This is a genomic window from Salmonella sp. 32070601201500089SM (assembly GCF_017573605.1).
In the GTDB taxonomy this organism is placed as follows: Bacteria; Pseudomonadota; Gammaproteobacteria; order Enterobacterales; family Enterobacteriaceae; genus Salmonella; species Salmonella enterica.
In genome coordinates, this window is sequence record NZ_JAGETK010000001.1 from 612,480 (window position 1) to 629,031 (window position 16,552).

Sequence of the window (16,552 nt, forward strand, 5' to 3'; positions counted from 1 at the left end):
TCACTCCCTTATTTTTGATGTTCAGGTAAAAAAATGAAGAATATCCTCGCTATCCAGTCCCATGTTGTTTTCGGACATGCGGGCAACAGCGCCGCCGAATTTCCCATGCGCCGTCTTGGCGCGAATGTTTGGCCGCTGAATACCGTTCAGTTTTCTAACCACACGCAATATGGTAAATGGACCGGCTGTGTCATGCCGCCCAGCCATCTGACTGAGATTGTCCAGGGGATTGCGGACATTGGCCAGTTAGCGCACTGCGACGCCGTACTTAGCGGTTACCTGGGATCTGCCGAGCAGGGAGAACACATTCTCGGTATTGTGCGCCAGGTTAAAGCGGCAAATCCGCAGGCAAAATATTTCTGCGACCCCGTGATGGGGCATCCGGAAAAGGGCTGTATCGTGGCGCCTGGCGTCGCAGAGTTCCATGTGCGTTATGCGTTACCCGCCAGCGATATTATCGCGCCTAACCTGATTGAACTGGAAATTCTCAGCAAACATAGCGTGAATAATGTGAATGACGCCGTGCAGGCGGCGCGTGAACTGATTGCTCAGGGGCCAGAAATTGTACTGGTAAAACATCTCGCCCGCGCCGGTTACAGTTCAGAACGCTTTGAAATGCTGCTGGTGACGGCACAGGAAGCCTGGCATATTAGCCGTCCGCTGGTGGATTTCGGCTCACGTCAGCCGGTTGGCGTTGGCGATGTCACCAGTGGTTTATTGCTGGTCAAACTTTTGCAGGGCGCGACGTTGCAGCAGGCGCTGGAGCACGTTACGGCGGCAGTCTATGAGATTATGATCGCCACCAAAACGATGCAGGAGTACGAACTGCAGGTCGTGGCGGCCCAGGACAGGATCGCTAACCCTGAACATTACTTCAGCGCAACGCGGCTGTAATTATTGCTGCTAAAAAGAGGCCGGATGGCGGTACAGCGAGCTATCCGGCAACATGACATTAATTCAGTCCTTCCGCTTTAAGCGCTGCCGCAACGGTCGGTCTTTTTGCGACACGCTGCATATAACTTTCAATATGCGTTAACCCGTCCATATTCAGTTTTACGCCATAGGCCCAACGCAATACGGTAAACAGATAAGCGTCTGCAATGGTAAAACGCTGGCCGCAAATCCACTGGTCGTCTGAAAGCGACTCATCCACATACTGCAATTTCTTTTCCAGACCGGCGCGAACGGCGGGTTTGAGTGTTTCCGGCGTGTCAGGGCGGAACAGCGGGGTAAAGCCTTTATGCAGTTCCGTTGCAATATAGTTGAGCCATTCCAGCGTATGATAGCGAGCAAGACTACTTACCGGCGCCAGAAGCTGGCGGTCGGGAACGCTGTCGGCGAGGTACTGCATAATGGCGACGCCTTCAGTCAACAGTGTGCCGTCATCCAGCAGCAGAGCCGGAACCTGTCCTTTAGGGTTGACTGCCAGGTAATCATCACCGTTTTCCAGGCGTTTTTTTGCGAGATCGACGCCATCAAGCGTAAAGTCTTTGCCAATTTCGCGCAGGGTAATATGGGAAGCAAGAGAGCAGGCACCCGGTTTGTAGAACAGTTTCATCGGTAACTCCTTTTTGCTGAGGTTTAAAGTATGGTAGTGCGGGGACGAGCAAAAAAAAAGCCGCTAACGCACAGTTAGCGGCCTGAATGTTGTTTCCCGGAAAATTAAACTGTAGCGGCTTTAGAGCCTTTTTCAGCGGTATCATCGTCCTGGGTCATACGGTTCAGCTTAGGCGCTGTCAGCAGCATCAGGACGGCGATAACGGCGGTTGCTATGCCAATCTGCATAAATACGCGACCATAGACTTCCAGGGACATCAGTGGGTCAGTCACGTCGCTCGGCACAGCCATCAGGTTGGCGACATAACCGCCGATGATGTTAGCGCCTGCCGTTGTCAGGAACCAGCTACCCATGATGAAACCCATCAGACGCTGCGGAACCAACTGTGCGACCATTGCCAGGCCCAGACCGGAGATCATCAGCTCACCGATACTTTGCAGGCCGTAGCTTGCGATCAGCCAGTTTACGGATACGATGCCGGCATCGTTCGCAAATTTGGCGCCCAGCGGCAGAATCAGGAACGCGCCGGAACACAGCACCATACCAATGGCGAATTTCATCGGCATCGGCAGCGTATCGCCCATCCTGTTATAGATAGCGGCCAGAATCGGGCTGCCGATAATGATCCAGAATGGGTTCAGCGCCTGATACTGTTCCGGTTCGAACGCGATACCGAGAATAGAGTGCTCGACGTTACGAATGGCAAAGAAGTTCAGCGACGTCGGCATCTGGCTGTACAGTACGAAGAAGATAATCGCCTGCAGCATCAAAATAAAGGCGACGATCATTTTACGGCGCGCCGCGCCGTGCATGGAAAACGCTTCTTTACCGAAGATAATGACGATGCCAAGAGCGATTACGCCCAGCACCATACGCGCGATATCCTGGTTGTGCAGCAGCCAGGTGGCGACCGCAATCAGAACGACAATACCCACGATGGTCAGCAGCAGATTACGGAAGTTGATCGGTTCAAAGTCGGGTTTGGAACCGTAGCTTTTCACCCAGCGCTGGCAGAAAGCAAAGTTAACGACCGTTATCAGCATACCGACGACGCTAAGCGCAAACGCGGTGCTCCAGCCATAACGCGCCGCCAGCCACGGCGTCGCCAGCATAGAGAAGAAGGAGCCGATGTTGACGGACATATAATACATCGTAAATGCGCCGTCGAGACGCGGATCATCCTTCGCGTAGCAGGTAGACAGCAGGGAAGACGGGTTAGCTTTAAACAGACCGTTACCCACAGCGATAGCCGCCATGCCCATATAGACGATGCCAGCGTCATGACCAGACCATGCGACCAACGCATAACCGATAGCCAGCACCACGGCACCCAACATAATAACGCGTTTGGTGCCCAGAATTTTATCACCTAACCAACCGCCAATGGCGACCAGGCCGTACACCAGCGCACTGAAGGAAGAGAAAAGGGTGATGGAATCCGATTCTGACATACCCAGTTGTTTTACCAGGTAGACGGCCATAATGCCTTGCAGGCCGTAATAACCAAAACGCTCCCATAACTCTATCGAGAAGATGAGATAGAACGCCTTCGGTTGTTTGAAAGCGTTCAAACTGACGCTTTCAGTTGGTTTTTTGTTTGCAGTAGACACTTTTACCTCTTTTTTACGCCCCGTATTAACAGGGATTGTCTGGCGCGTGATGAGTCAGACTCATCCGTCCGATTGTTATATTGGAGGGGAAACGGCAGGTAATGTTCACTATCTTTCCTCTCCAGACAAGAGCTTTGTAATAATCTGTTACATATAACTCTTCTGGTTGAATCGTCCGATGTCAGAAATGTTATCCAGCGTTAAATTTCTTCATTTGAAGAATGGCAGATTTTTACACTGCAAAAAGGCCATTAGTTTGGGTGAAAGGCGATATCTTCTGCTATTTAAGGTAAAAAGCAGTGATATAGGCCATTATCTGAAAAAATGGCAGAGTAATGTTTTGTAGTGAAAACGGGGCGTCAGTCTATCCGGTTGTAAATGTAACCTTAGATGTCATTAAATTTCACATGAAGTTATCAAAGTGATCCTGATCACGGATAGATAGAAATTTTTGCGATTAAAAAATGATTAACCTGACGTGGAGGGAAAACGAAAGCACATTACATCAGAAAAAGGACAGAGACTGGAATGATTGATGGCTAAAATAGATCCAGGCCGAAGGTGGGAGCGCGCTGGTGTGACGGACGCACTCCGACCATATCAAATATCGACTTTTTCTTTGTATTCGCAAAGGTCTTCAATGAGGCAGGAGCCGCAGCGGGGTTTTCGGGCGATACAGGTATAGCGGCCATGCAAAATTAACCAGTGATGGCAGTCCACTTTGAACTCATTCGGCACCACTTTCAGCAACTTCTCTTCTACCTGTTCGACATTTTTACCCGGCGCGAACTGTGTTCGGTTGCATACACGAAATATATGCGTATCAACGGCGATGGTCGGCCAGCCGAAGGCGGTATTTAGCACCACGTTAGCGGTTTTACGCCCCACGCCGGGAAGCGCTTCCAGCGCCGCCCGATCCTCCGGCACTTCGCCATTATGCTTGTCCAGTAAAATACGGCAGGTCTTAATCACGTTTTCCGCTTTACTGTTAAATAAGCCGATGGTTTTGATATAGGATTTCACGCCTTCAACGCCCAGTTCCAGCATCGCGGCTGGCGTATTGGCGACCGGGTAAAGTTTGGCGGTCGCCTTGTTCACGCTGACGTCGGTTGCCTGCGCGGAAAGCAACACGGCAATCAGCAACTCAAACGGCGACGTGAAATTGAGTTCCGTTGTGGGGTGCGGATTGCTGTCGCGCAGGCGCGTCAGAATTTCCAGCCTTTTTGCTTTGTTCATCAGACTTTCCCTGTTTCACCTGCCGGAACAGCGGAAGGCGCGGTTTCGGCGCGGCGTTTCTTCATTTTTTCATCAATAAGATATTTTACCGCCAGCATGAGCCCCAGGCCGATAAACGCGCCTGGCGGCAGCATCGCCAGCAGGAAAGGCGAGTCGGTGTGAAATATCTCGACCCGTAATACTTTTGCCCAGCCTCCCAGCAGGCTATCCGCGCCATCGAAAAGCGTACCATTCCCGAGGATCTCGCGCAGTGAGCCCAGCACGAACATCGCGCCTGTCGCGCCCATGCCGATGGAAAAACCGTCCAACGCGGAAAGCCACGGTCCTTTTTTCGCGGCAAACGCTTCGGCGCGACCAACAACAATGCAGTTCGTTACAATCAGAGGAATAAAAATCCCTAAAGACTGATACAAACCGAACGCATACGCATTGATCAGCATCTGTACTGCGCTTACCACCGAGGCAATGATCATGACGTAAATCGGGATACGGATTTCTGCCGGCGTCCAGCGACGTAGTGCGGACACCGTAAGGTTGGTCAGCGTTAATACCAGCGTTGTGGCCAGACCCAGCCCCAGAGCGTTGGTTGCCGTAGACGTCACCGCCAGTAGAGGGCACAGGCCAAGTAGCTGCACCAGAGCAGAGTTATTTTTCCATAACCCCTGAACAACAATGTCTTTTATTTCGCTCATGGCTATTCTCCACAGGCGGTTAAATGGGGGAGCTGAGCGGGCAGTGATTCGGCGTACAGCCCGGCGCGTTTAACCGCATTCACTACGGCGCGCGGCGTTATTGTCGCCCCGGTAAATTGATCAAAATCACCGCCATCTTTTTTCACCGCCCAGTGCGTATCATTTTCACCACTGATGGTTTTACCGCTAAAGTGGGTAATCCAGTCAGACAAACGGCGCTCAATTTTATCACCTAACCCTGGCGTCTCATGATGTTCCGTCACACGCGTCCCCAGGACGGTACCGTTGAAATCTGCGCTAACAATAAGCTGGATAGCGCCGGAATAGCCATCTGGCGCGGTAGCCTCAATGATGGCCGCTACGGGTTTATCATCCTTGCGAGCGATAAAAACACGGTGTGTGCCTTTGCCGAGGGCGGGCGCATCGACCAGATAACAACTCTCTTGCAGATTATTATTGTAACGATCTGGCGGCAATACCTGATCGAACAGGGCATGTTGTTGTTGCAGCGCTTGTTCGTGGATGGTTGATTTTGTCATCTGATTAATCACCGCGGTCAATCCCGTAGAGCCTGCGGCAAAAAGCGCCAGCGTAATACCGTGTTTACGAATCGTTTTCAGCATGGTTTATCCTTTGCGATGTCCATAGACGCGGGGGCGCGTGTAGTAGTCGATCAGAGGAACCGTGATATTCGCCAACAGGACAGCAAAAGCAACGCCGTCCGGATAGCCGCCGAAGCTACGAATCAGCCACACTAATACCCCAGCCAGCGCGCCGAAAATTAAACGTCCACGGTTGGTCGTGGAGGCGGTAACCGGATCCGTTAAGATAAAAAATGCACCCAGCATGGTGGCGCCTGACAGCAGATGAAGCTGCGGCGAGGCCAGCGTAGCGGGCGAGAAAAGCCAACCTAACGCGGCGCATAGCGCCAGCGTCAGCAGAAAACTGACCGGGATATGCCAGCGGATAGCTTTTTGCCACAGCAGGAATACGCCGCCGACAAGCCAGGCGAGGTTAACCCACTGCCAGCCCACGCCGGCCAGCGCGCCGCTGTATATCGGGTACTGCATAATTTGCTCAACGGAATGTCCGGCGCGCAAGGACGTTTTAAACGTATCCAGCGGCGTAGCCTGGCTGATACCGTCAATACCGATACGTAGCAGCGTCATATCGCCGCCGCTGGCGGTATGCCCGCTAAAAATCATCCGTAACGTGTCCAGCATATCGGGCGTTGTTGCGGCTATTTCATAAGGCGGCAACCAGCTTGTCATTTGTACCGGAAAGGAAATTAATAGCACCACGTAACCGATCATGGCCGGATTAAAGGGGTTTTGTCCCAGCCCGCCATATAACTGTTTAGCGATAATAATGGCGAATCCGGTTCCCAGCACGACCATCCACCAAGGCGCAAGCGGAGGGATGCTGACCGCCAGCAAAAGCCCCGTCAATAACGCGGAATAATCCTGCAGGTGACTGGCGACCGATTGTTTGCGCAGCCTGAGGACAATGGCTTCTGCGACGAGCGCCGTGATAGCAGCCAGAACGATCTGGAAAAGCGTTCCCCAACCAAAAAACCACGTCTGCGCGGCAATCCCCGGCAGAGCGGCGATTACTACCAGCAACATGATTCGCGATGTCTGGCGCTGGTTATGGGTATAAGGCGAGCTTGCGATTCTGAATACCATTTAATCCTCGTTAACAACCTGCTGCTGTGCTGCTTTTTTTGCCTGAACGCGGGCGATAGCCGCAGCAACCGCGGCTTTACGCGGGTCGGCCGGTTCGGCAGGTTCGCTTCCGGCCTGCTGCTCCTGTTTACGAGCTTTGGCGCGGGCGATGGCCGCTTCCACCGCGGCTTTACGCGGATCGACCGGTTCGGCAGGTTCGCTTCCGGCCTGCTGCTCCTGCTTACGGGCTTTGGCGCGGGCGATAGCCGCTTCCACCGCGGCTTTGCGCGGATCGACCGCTTCGGCAGGTTCGCCTCCGGCCTGCTGCTCCTGCTTGCGGGCTTTGGCGCGGGCGATAGCCGCTTCCACCGCGGCTTTGCGCGGGTCGACCGGTTTGGCAGGTTCGCTTCCGGCCTGCTGCTCCTGTTTGCGGGCTTTGGCGCGGGCGATGGCCGCCTCCACCGCGGCTTTGCGCGGATCGACCGGTTCGGCAGGTTCGCTTCCGGCCTGCTGCTCCTGTTTGCGGGCTTTGGCGCGAGCGATAGCCGCCTCCACTGCGGCTTTACGCGGGTCGCCGCCGGATATCGCGCTGTCAGCCACCGGATGAGCGGCTTGTTTAGCGCGCGCTTGCGCTTTACGCGCTTCACGGGCCGCGATGACGGCGCTATTGTCTGGCAGACTACCCGCCTGAATAACCACCGGTTGCGTGGCCTGCGCCTGTTTCTCTTTTACCCGCGCCAGCGCAGCGGCAATGGCATCCTGATCTTTTGCCGCTGGTTGTACCGCTGCGCTCTTATGACGTGCAAGGCGGGCGGCTTTTTCGCGCTCCAGTCTTGCCTGACGAGCCTCAAAACGTGCTTTGGCTTCGGCGGCGCGTTTTTCTTCAAGCCTGATCGCATTAATCTCCGCTTTTTCCTGACGGAAATATTGGACGAGCGGAATATTACTCGGGCAGACCCAGGCGCAGGCGCCGCATTCTATACAATCAGCAATATGGTGAGCGGTAGCCTTGTCATGCTGCTGCCCTTTGCTGAACCAATAAAGCTGCTGCGGTAAAAGGTCGGCAGGGCAAGCGTCAGCGCAAGCGCTGCAACGAATACAGCTTTTCTCTTCCTGAGGCGCTCCCATTTCAGTCACGGATGGCGCCAGCAGGCAGTTGGTGATTTTTACGACCGGTACGTCAAGCCAGGGAAGGGTGAATCCCATCAACGGGCCGCCCATGATGACCATCTGGTCAGCGGAAGGGCAGAACCCGGCATCGTTAAGCAAATGACGAACGGGAGTGCCGAGCCGCGCCCAGACGTTACCCGGACGGCTTACCGCTTCACCCGTTAAGGTGACAACGCGTTCTGTGATCGGTTCGCCGTCAATCACGGCGCGTTTAACGGCATAAGCCGTACCGACGTTTTGCATCAGCACGCCAATATCAGAGGAGCGCCCGCCGTGGGGAACCTGTTTTCCCGTCAGTATTTGGGTGAGCTGTTTTGCGCCGCCGGAAGGGTATTTGGTTGGGATCACACGTAACGAAATATCGTGGGCGTCAGCCAGTACGGCGCGCAGCATGGAAATAGCCTGCGGTTTGTTATCTTCAATGCCGATTAATACCTCACGCGGTTGCAGAATATGCGCCAGGATGCGAATACCTTCCACAATCTGCGCGGCGCAGTCCTGCATCAAACGATCGTCCGCCGTAATGTAAGGTTCGCACTCTGCGGCATTGATAATAAGCGTGGTGATTTTATCGCCGCCGCCCTGCAATTTAACGCCGGTGGGAAACCCTGCGCCGCCAAGCCCGGCAACGCCATACTGATGAATGCGTTCAATGAGCGCTTCACGGCTGTGGGCGCGGTAATCAGACCAGCCCTCGCGTTCAATCCAGCGGTCTTCGCCGTCGGCATCAATGATGACGCTTAACTCCGCCAGCGCCGAAGGATGTGCCGTCGAGTGGGGGGCAATAGCGATAACCGTCCCGGAGGTGGGCGCGTGTACCGGCAGCATTCTCCCACGTCCACGGGTAAGCGCCTGGCCGCGTAGCACGCGATCGCCGACGCTAACGCACAGCTCGCCCTCAGCGCCAATGTGCTGTTTTAAGGGGATAACGAAGCGCGGCGCTAAAGGCACCTGGCGCAGCGGCGTGCCGTTTGACTGGGTCTTCATTTCGGGCGGATGAATACCACCGTCGAAATCCCAGATTTTATCTTTTCTGAAAGCGGAAAATAGTTTAAGCATGTTGTTCCACGGGAATGATGCGAACGGGAATGGTGTTCAAATCCCATTTCCAACTGTCGGGCGTCTCATTCACCGGACGTAATTCGATGCAGTGCGTCGGACACGGATCGACGCACAGATTACAGCCAGTACAGAGATCGCTCATGACCGTGTGCATGGCGCGCGTTGCGCCAACGATGGCGTCAACCGGGCAGGCCTGAATGCATTTTGTGCAGCCAATGCAGTTATTTTCATCAATAACTGCCAGCATACGTACTGGCGCGGCCTGCTGTTCTTCACCATCGCATGGTTGCGGCTCTACGTTTAGCAACTCTGCCATTTTCAGCATGACGGCTTCGCCGCCGGGCGCGCAACGATTGATTTTCTCGCCCTGGAGACCCACGGCTTCGGCGTAGGGGCGACAGCCGGGATAGCCGCACTGACCACACTGACTCTGCGGCAAAATCGCATCGATTTTTTCAACAACCGGATCATCTTCAACCGCGAATCGGCGGGAGGCATAACCCAGAATGGCGCCGAACACCAGACCCAGAAGGGTCAGGGCGCCAACGGCAATCCAGATAGTATTCATTACAACTTCACCAAACCACTAAAGCCCATAAAGGCCAAAGACATTAATCCTGCGGTAATCAATGCTATCGCGTTACCACGAAAAGGGGCGGGCACATCCGCCACGGCAAGGCGTTCGCGGATGGCGGCAAACAGAACCATCACTAATGAAAAGCCGACGGCGGCGGAAAATCCGTACAGCGCCGACTGAAGAAAGTGATGACCGAGATTAATATTCAGTAACGCTACGCCCAGAACCGCACAGTTAGTGGTAATCAGTGGTAAGAAGATGCCTAACAAGCGGTATAACGCCGGGCTGGTTTTCCGTACAACCATTTCGGTAAATTGCACGACCACAGCAATGACGAGGATAAAGGCCAGCGTCCGCAGATAAATCAGATCCAGCGGAATAAGTATCCAGGTGTCGATAAGCCAGGCGCATATCGACGCCAGCGTCATGACAAAGGTCGTCGCGAGGCCCATCCCCATGGCGGTTTCCAGTTTTTTGGATACGCCCATAAAGGGACAAAGGCCCAGGAATTTGACCAGTACAAAGTTATTGACCAGTACAGTTCCGACAAAGAGCAGCAGGTAATCAGTCATGTTTCGGCCTGAAATAAAAAAGCCGCCTATTATCTGTCAAACTACTACAGGCGACAACAGGTTAACTGTAGGGTTATTACGGATTAACAAACGTTGTTTTAACGCGCGCTGAACGTTTGAGATAAGGCACAATGAGCGCCGTTGCCAACAGTGGGAAGAGTAACTGACGCACGGCAAAGGCATCTGAGACGGGCGAAAAGGCAAATGCTTTAACCGCCAGTAACACCGACACCAGCAGCCAGATAATGTAATGCTTCGGCACGCAGCGTCTGCGTTTGAAGAATGCGATTGTCAACCACAGGGTATAGTACCACATGGCGATAGCGGTAATAAATGAAATGCCCCATAGCAGTAAATTACCGGTTTCCTGTCCGCTAAGCGTCTTGAACGTTTGCGGTGTGGCAAGCGCCATAACGTAGAGTAATAACGCCAGCGAGGCGCTCAACAACGCGACTAACAGCCAGGCTAACGGGCCAAGAAGCCAGCCTCCAATTCGTTGTGGCGGTGTTGTAGTCATATCTTCTCCGGGGTTACGCGCGTTAACGGTCATGCCGCTCATTTTGGGGCAAATATTATAAGGTTTTTGATGTTAAACGCTACTTTCTTTATTGCACATAGCGCCAGACGGATTGCGGGACCTGACCTACATCAAACAGGCGTCCTCCGGAAACCAGTTCGGCACGGCGGTGATCTGCAGCGCGATACATATTAACAATGTCCATGTCATCAGTAAGGGTATAGTTAAGGTGGTCGAACAGTTTTTCCAGACTTTCGAGCGAGCTAATTTTGCGGAATTTTAATAGATAATCCTGAACAGTCATATAAAGTTGATCCATATTAAATATAATGCCAACGGAGTAGTCACTGATAAAAAATAAACAAAACCGCACCAGTGAGAGGTCAGGGGTGCAGGTAAAAAGGGAATATTCTTACCGGTAAAGAGTCAGGCGCCACATGGCGCCTGGGGCGAAAGGTTAACGCGCTTTCCTACAACAGGCAATAAACGTCAGACCAGATAGGACATATTTCGTTTTTTTTGCCGGTTTTTGACTTTTCTTTGCACCCCCGGGGCGCCGCTTACCGTACCACGCGAAAATGCCTTTACATTATCTGACGCTTACTTTTTCTGAACGGAAGCCGTGGGCTCTGGTGGTTGGTAATTGTCAATATGGTTGGCAATACCTAAAAGAATGACTGAGATAACGAGAACTATCCACCCAGTTAATTCAATAAGACGATTCATTATTGACGACATTTGCTTTGATTTATCCATAAACACAGGGGGTAAATGTTACTTTCCTGGCGAACGGTCGGCAAGAGGGAGGGAAACGTTTTCAGCCTCTGTTCTGTAACAAGTTAATCATTTGATGCTACGTTGATGGTCAGGACGCTATTGCGGCTAATCGCACGATGGTGTGGAATAGCGATATCTAAAACCGGAGGCAGTGAGATGAATGATAAAATCCGCGTTGGGTTAATCGGTTATGGCTACGCCAGTAAAACCTTTCATGCGCCCTTAATTATGGGAACGCCAGGGCTAGAGCTTGCGGCGGTATCCAGCAGCGATGAAACAAAAGTGAAAGCAGATTGGCCGGCGGTTTCCGTGGTCTCTGAGCCCCGACATTTATTTAACGATCCGCATATCGACCTGATCGTGATCCCGACGCCCAACGATACCCATTTCCCGCTGGCGAAAGCTGCGCTGGAAGCCGGTAAGCATGTGGTGGTTGATAAACCCTTTACCGTGACACTGTCACAGGCGCGAGAATTGGATGCGCTTGCGCGGAGCACTGGTCGGGTACTTTCCGTCTTCCACAACCGACGCTGGGACAGCGATTTTTTGACGCTGAAGGCCTTGCTGGCGGATGGCGTGCTCGGCGAGGTGTCCTTGTTTGAATCCCACTTTGATCGCTTCCGTCCCCAGGTGCGCGACCGCTGGCGCGAGCAAGGCGGGCCGGGAAGTGGTATCTGGTACGATCTGGCGCCGCACTTGTTGGATCAGGCCATTCAACTTTTTGGCCTGCCGGTCAGCATGACGGTGGATTTAGCGCAACTGCGTCCGGGCGCGCAATCTACAGATTATTTCCACGCGATTTTATCCTACCCCCAGCGCCGCGTGATTTTGCACGGTACGATGCTGGCCGCGGCGGAATCCGCGCGATACATCGTTCATGGTTCGCGCGGTAGCTATGTAAAATATGGCCTCGATCCCCAGGAAGAACGGTTAAAAAACGGCGAGCGTTTACCGCAGGAAGACTGGGGATACGACATGCGTGACGGCGTATTGACCCTGGTTGAGGGAGAGACGCGCAAAGAAGAAAACTGGCTTACGTTGCCGGGTAACTATCCGGCATATTATGCCGCCATCCGCGATGCGTTAAACGGTAACGGTGAAAATCCCGTGCCAGCAAGCCAGGCGATTCAAATTATGGAGTTGATTGAACTGGGCATGGAATCGGCAAAACATCGCGCGACGCTGTGTCTTGCCTGAGATGTCGCATTTCTCCGCCTGGGATAGCATTAAATCGCAGGCGGAGAGAGGGCGTTAGCATCAATAAAGCAATCTTACGCCGCGGCCACTTTTTCGCGCAGCGCACGTTTTTCGCCATCGCTCAAAAAGGCGATTTCCAGACCGTTAATCTGCGCCTGGCGAATCTGTTCGCGGCTCAATCCTGCCGCTGGCGCGGCAACGTGATATTCATGGATAATATCTACGCCCTGAACAGCCGGATCGTCCGTATTAAGACTGGCGAGAACGCCATGTTCAAGGAAGGTTTTGAGCGGATGATCTGCCAGCGATGCGACGGTACTGGTCTGAATATTCGAGGTCAGACAGGATTCAATACCGATACGCTGTTGTACAAGAAAATCCATTAACGCGCGATCTTCGACAGCTTTTACGCCATGTCCGATACGCTCGGCCCCCAGTTCGCGAATCGCCTGCCAGATACTTTCCGGCCCTGCGGCTTCGCCAGCGTGAACGGTAATATGCCAGCCCGCATCGCGCGCCCGATTAAAGTGCGACAAAAACAGACTGCCGGGAAAGCCCAGCTCATCACCGGCTAAATCCAGCGCGGTGATTTTCTCTCTGTGTGCCAGCAGCGCATCAAGCTCCTGTAAACATGCCGCCTCGCCGAAGGTACGGCTCATAATGCCAATGAGTCGCGCCTCGACGCCAAACGTGTTACAGCCGTCGCGTATGCCGTCGATAACGGCTTCAACCACGCCTGCGATTGGTAACTGATGCGCCATCGCCATATAGCCGGGCGAAAAGCGAAGCTCGACGTAATGCAGGCCGTTACGTGCCGCATCTTCAATATTTTCAAAGGCCACACGGCGGCAGGCGTCAAGCGATGCCAGGACTTTTACCCCCCAATCGAGTTTAGTGAGAAAGCTTACTAAATCGGGTTCGGTTGAGGTGACCTGGACATGCGGAATCAGCGTTTCCAGCGTTTGGGCGGGAAGGGCGATGTTGAACTGCCGACCAAGATCCAGAATTGTTTGGGCGCGAATGTTGCCATCAAGGTGGCGGTGGATGTCAGTCAAAGGAAGCGTAATATCAATCATGGGCGCACTCAATTTTTAATAAAAGTGCGCACCATTATACTACAGATTGATAATGCTCTGGAAATTTTGCAAAAACGGAGTCATTACGTTGCAACTTCGCGAGAGCGCGGGAGAAATTTTGTATCATTCTCTTTAACGCGCCCCCGGTCAGCTCACGGGGGCCGTCTCTGTTATCGCCTCTCAGGATAAAGGGTCAACCCCCCGCTTGTAGACAGTATCAGCGAACGGTGCGGATAGCGTTAATCAATCCGTTGACGCCTTTTTCAAGTTTCAGGCGAGGGCATCCGGCATTCAGACGCACAAATCCCCGGCCTTCTGCGCCATAGGTATCGCCGGGCATAATGGCGACTTTCTCCTGATGAATGAGCGTGTGCTGTAATTTTTGATCGTCAATGCCGAGTGGACGGAGATCAATCCAGGCCAGATAGGTCGATGGCGGCGCTTGCCAGTTCAACGTCGGAAAGGCGCCATTCAGCGCCTGCTCAATATAGCGCATATTAGCCGCCAGCGAGGCGCGTAACGCATCCAGCCACGGCGCGCCGTGCTGATACGCGGCAATATGCGCCGTGAGCGAGAGCACCGCTGGCGAAGAAGAGCGCAGGCCGACGCACAAGGTATTCCGGTGGTGTTTGCGTCACGCGCCAGCTATCTTGATGATGCGGATACCGTTCGGCCTGACAACATGCAGGCGGCGCAGCTCCTGACGGAGTACCTTATTCGTCAGGGCCATCAGCGCATCGCCTGGCTGGGAGGACAAAGCGCATCTTTAACCCGCGCGGAGCGCGTGGGCGGCTATTGCGCGACGTTGTTAAAATACGGTCTACCGTTTCACAGCGAGTGGGTCGTGGAATGCGCTTCCAGTCAGAAACAGGCAGCAGAAAGCATTACCGCGCTGTTGCGATACAATCCGACCATTAGCGCTGTCGTTTGTTACAACGAAACCATTGCGATGGGGGCGTGGTTTGGCCTACTGAGAGCCGGACGACAGAGTGGCGAGAGCGGTGTCGATCGTTATTTCGAGCAGCAGGTGTCGCTGGCGGCGTTTGCTGATGTGGCGGAGAACGCCCCCGACGACCTGCCGATTATCTGGGCCAGTACGCCGGCGCGAGAAATAGGCTATACCCTGGCGAACGAATATTGCAGCGTATTGCTCACGACGAGCACCATGTGCGGAGTCAAACGATAGCCGCTCGCCTGGTAACGCAAAAGTAGAGGCTGCGCGTCGTTCGGCGCAGACCGGGTGCAGCGTCGCGACACCCGGCAAGGCGATTATTGTTGAGGCAGCGCCGGAACGTCCGGTACGGAAAGCGCTGGCATTCCAAACAGGCCGACAAAGTCTTCCAACGGCATTTTTTGTCCGTTGAGCGTGATCTGGCCATTGGCGTACTGCAAACTGGAGGCGATAGTATTATCCTTCAGCGTTGTCAGTCGGAACATCTGACCCATTGCGGACAGCCCCTGCACCTGCTGTTTTGCCAGTTTTTCCGCATCATCCTGCTGATAGCCTTCCAGTTTTGCTATCTGCGTCATAAACTCGACCGCCATGTCCATTGGAATTGCCAGTTTCGCATCCAGCGATTTCACGGAGCGGTCGACTTCCTGCGCCAGCGTTTGCGGTTGTGCCGTTGTGGTTGCCGGATCTTTGAGGAACAGCGACAGATTCAGCGTGGTTTCCCCTTTGGCGTTTTTCCAGCTAAGCGGCGCCAGGGTCAGAACCGGATCGCCTTTTAACAGCACGGGGAGAGCGCTAAAGAACGCTTCAGTGACTTTTTGCTGATAAAGCTCAGGATTCTGCGCCACGTCCGGCTGATTCAGCAGCGCCTGCGTTTGCGCATGATATTGCTGACTAAACTGGTGCCAGGCTTCGCCGTCGATTTGACCGACTTTCAGCGTTAATTTACCGCTGCCCAAATCCTGATTCTGCACTTTCAGGCTGTTAAGCGAGTAATCCAACTGGCTGTTAATGGTTTTTCCGTCGTTGACGAGATCGGACTTGCCGGCAATTTCCATCCCTTCCAGCACCGCCATCTCTTTACCCTCAATGGCGATGGACAGTTTATCCAGCGTTAACTTTTGGTCGCCCACACGTTCGCCAAAGCTTGCCAGTTTACTGGTACCGTCGGTTTTCAAATTATTAAAGGTGAGTTGGACCTTCTGATTATATTCGTTAACGGCATCGACCAGGCCGCTCTGCGCTTCGCCCGACAGCGAAACCACATTACCGTCTTTATCGGCGTTAAGCTGGAACTCGCCGCCGCTAAAGGCGACCTTTTCACCGGCATTCTCGTAGTTTAACGGCTTGAGAGAGATATCGGAGCGGGTATCGCCGCCATAACCAATGCGGGTATTGATGACAAAGGGCGTGTCGCCTTTCGCGATATCAAAGAGGGGTTTTGCCGCATCGTTATTCACCAGCGTGGTTTTTACCGACGCCATAGAAGGGATCAGATTGAGCGTTTTGAGCTGGGCGAGCGGGAAGGGACCATGTGAAACGGACTCGTCCAGCACAATGCTTTGCTCGGGCTTCAACCAGGTAGTGTCTGCGCCGGCAACCGGTTTGACAACCAGTTGCAGATGGCTACTGAACACGCCGCGCTGGTAGTTTTGATAACTTAATTCGACACCGGCCTCCGGCGCAGTACGCTTGAGCTGTTCATTGGCCTGAGTCACCATTTCTGCAAGATGGTTCTCCAGCTTTTTCCCCGTATACCAGGCGCCGCCTGTCCAGACGATGCCAAGTGCAATCACTACACCTGCAGCTACCAGTGTTTTTTTCATACCAATTGTCCATAAAAATGAAACCAGGCGGATTAAACCGCCTGGAGGAGTTTTACGTCTGTTATA

General features: G+C 53.5%; 16 protein-coding genes and 2 pseudogenes. 3 read left to right on the forward strand and 15 right to left on the reverse strand.

Features of this window, described 5'->3' with window-relative positions; genetic code table 11:
• The first annotated feature begins 33 nt into the window (after window positions 1-33).
• On the forward strand, window positions 34-894 hold the full coding sequence (gene pdxY, locus J4728_RS03065; protein ID WP_000789736.1) for a pyridoxal kinase PdxY: 861 nt from the start codon (window positions 34-36) through the stop codon (window positions 892-894).
• Between the two features lie 58 nt (window positions 895-952).
• Here the strand turns inward: pdxY and gstA are convergent, their stop codons facing one another.
• From gstA to blr, 12 genes are all read right to left on the reverse strand, one after another.
• Window positions 953-1,558: a glutathione transferase GstA gene (gstA, locus tag J4728_RS03070; protein WP_000765727.1), complete on the reverse strand. Its 606-nt coding sequence runs from the start codon at window positions 1,556-1,558 to the stop codon at window positions 953-955.
• A 104-nt stretch (window positions 1,559-1,662) separates the two neighbouring features.
• The gene (gene dtpA / locus J4728_RS03075; RefSeq protein WP_208211117.1) at window positions 1,663-3,168 is read right to left on the reverse strand and encodes a dipeptide/tripeptide permease DtpA; all 1,506 of its coding nucleotides are present in this window, start codon (window positions 3,166-3,168) and stop codon (window positions 1,663-1,665) included.
• Between the two features lie 600 nt (window positions 3,169-3,768).
• Window positions 3,769-4,404 carry an endonuclease III gene (nth, locus tag J4728_RS03080; RefSeq protein WP_001030325.1) on the reverse strand — a complete coding sequence of 212 codons (636 nt, stop codon included), beginning with the start codon at window positions 4,402-4,404 and terminating at the stop codon, window positions 3,769-3,771.
• Window positions 4,404-5,096: an electron transport complex subunit E gene (locus J4728_RS03085; protein ID WP_001289628.1), complete on the reverse strand. Its 693-nt coding sequence runs from the start codon at window positions 5,094-5,096 to the stop codon at window positions 4,404-4,406. Before J4728_RS03085 ends, nth begins: the two co-directional genes overlap by 1 nt.
• Before the next feature lie 2 nt (window positions 5,097-5,098).
• Window positions 5,099-5,719 carry an electron transport complex subunit RsxG gene (gene rsxG, locus J4728_RS03090; RefSeq protein ID WP_208211120.1) on the reverse strand — a complete coding sequence of 207 codons (621 nt, stop codon included), beginning with the start codon at window positions 5,717-5,719 and terminating at the stop codon, window positions 5,099-5,101.
• Window positions 5,720-5,722: 3 nt separating this feature from the next.
• Window positions 5,723-6,781: an electron transport complex subunit RsxD gene (rsxD, locus tag J4728_RS03095; protein ID WP_023258494.1), complete on the reverse strand. Its 1,059-nt coding sequence runs from the start codon at window positions 6,779-6,781 to the stop codon at window positions 5,723-5,725.
• Window positions 6,782-8,989 (reverse strand): electron transport complex subunit RsxC, encoded by a 2,208-nt coding sequence (rsxC, locus tag J4728_RS03100; protein WP_208211123.1) that lies wholly within the window; start codon window positions 8,987-8,989, stop codon window positions 6,782-6,784.
• Complete coding sequence (gene rsxB, locus J4728_RS03105; protein WP_001092600.1) at window positions 8,982-9,560, reverse strand: electron transport complex subunit RsxB; 579 nt, start codon at window positions 9,558-9,560, stop codon at window positions 8,982-8,984. The genes rsxC and rsxB overlap by 8 nt, the downstream gene beginning before the upstream one ends.
• Window positions 9,560-10,141, reverse strand: coding sequence for an electron transport complex subunit RsxA (gene rsxA / locus J4728_RS03110; protein WP_000133179.1), 582 nt, complete (start codon window positions 10,139-10,141; stop codon window positions 9,560-9,562). The genes rsxB and rsxA overlap by 1 nt, the downstream gene beginning before the upstream one ends.
• A 76-nt stretch (window positions 10,142-10,217) precedes the next feature.
• Window positions 10,218-10,658: a DUF2569 domain-containing protein gene (locus tag J4728_RS03115; RefSeq protein WP_000214061.1), complete on the reverse strand. Its 441-nt coding sequence runs from the start codon at window positions 10,656-10,658 to the stop codon at window positions 10,218-10,220.
• An 88-nt stretch (window positions 10,659-10,746) separates the two neighbouring features.
• Entirely contained in the window at window positions 10,747-10,962 is a 216-nt protein-coding gene (gene ydgT / locus J4728_RS03120) for a transcription modulator YdgT (protein WP_000217946.1), read from the reverse strand.
• A gap of 296 nt (window positions 10,963-11,258) precedes the next feature.
• On the reverse strand, window positions 11,259-11,384 hold the full coding sequence (gene blr / locus J4728_RS03125) for a division septum protein Blr (protein ID WP_001708800.1): 126 nt from the start codon (window positions 11,382-11,384) through the stop codon (window positions 11,259-11,261).
• 207 nt (window positions 11,385-11,591) lie between these two features.
• Between blr and J4728_RS03130 the strand changes: the two genes are divergently transcribed.
• Entirely contained in the window at window positions 11,592-12,632 is a 1,041-nt protein-coding gene (locus tag J4728_RS03130; protein WP_000998242.1) for an oxidoreductase, read from the forward strand.
• 74 nt (window positions 12,633-12,706) lie between these two features.
• Here J4728_RS03130 and add read toward each other — a convergent pair whose 3' ends face one another.
• A complete protein-coding gene (gene add / locus J4728_RS03135) occupies window positions 12,707-13,708 on the reverse strand; it encodes an adenosine deaminase (protein ID WP_208211126.1) in 1,002 nt (333 codons plus the stop codon).
• 217 nt (window positions 13,709-13,925) lie between these two features.
• Window positions 13,926-14,300: pseudogene (locus J4728_RS03140) on the reverse strand (aminotransferase class I/II-fold pyridoxal phosphate-dependent enzyme); the annotation flags it as partial.
• A gap of 18 nt (window positions 14,301-14,318) precedes the next feature.
• On the opposite strand from J4728_RS03140, the pseudogene malI reads away from it, so the two are divergent.
• Window positions 14,319-14,920 (forward strand): annotated as a pseudogene (malI, locus tag J4728_RS03145) (Mal regulon transcriptional regulator MalI); the annotation flags it as partial.
• 57 nt (window positions 14,921-14,977) lie between these two features.
• Here the strand turns inward: malI and J4728_RS03150 are convergent.
• On the reverse strand, window positions 14,978-16,486 hold the full coding sequence (locus tag J4728_RS03150) for a YdgA family protein (RefSeq protein ID WP_208211129.1): 1,509 nt from the start codon (window positions 16,484-16,486) through the stop codon (window positions 14,978-14,980).
• Between the last annotated feature and the right edge of the window lie 66 nt (window positions 16,487-16,552).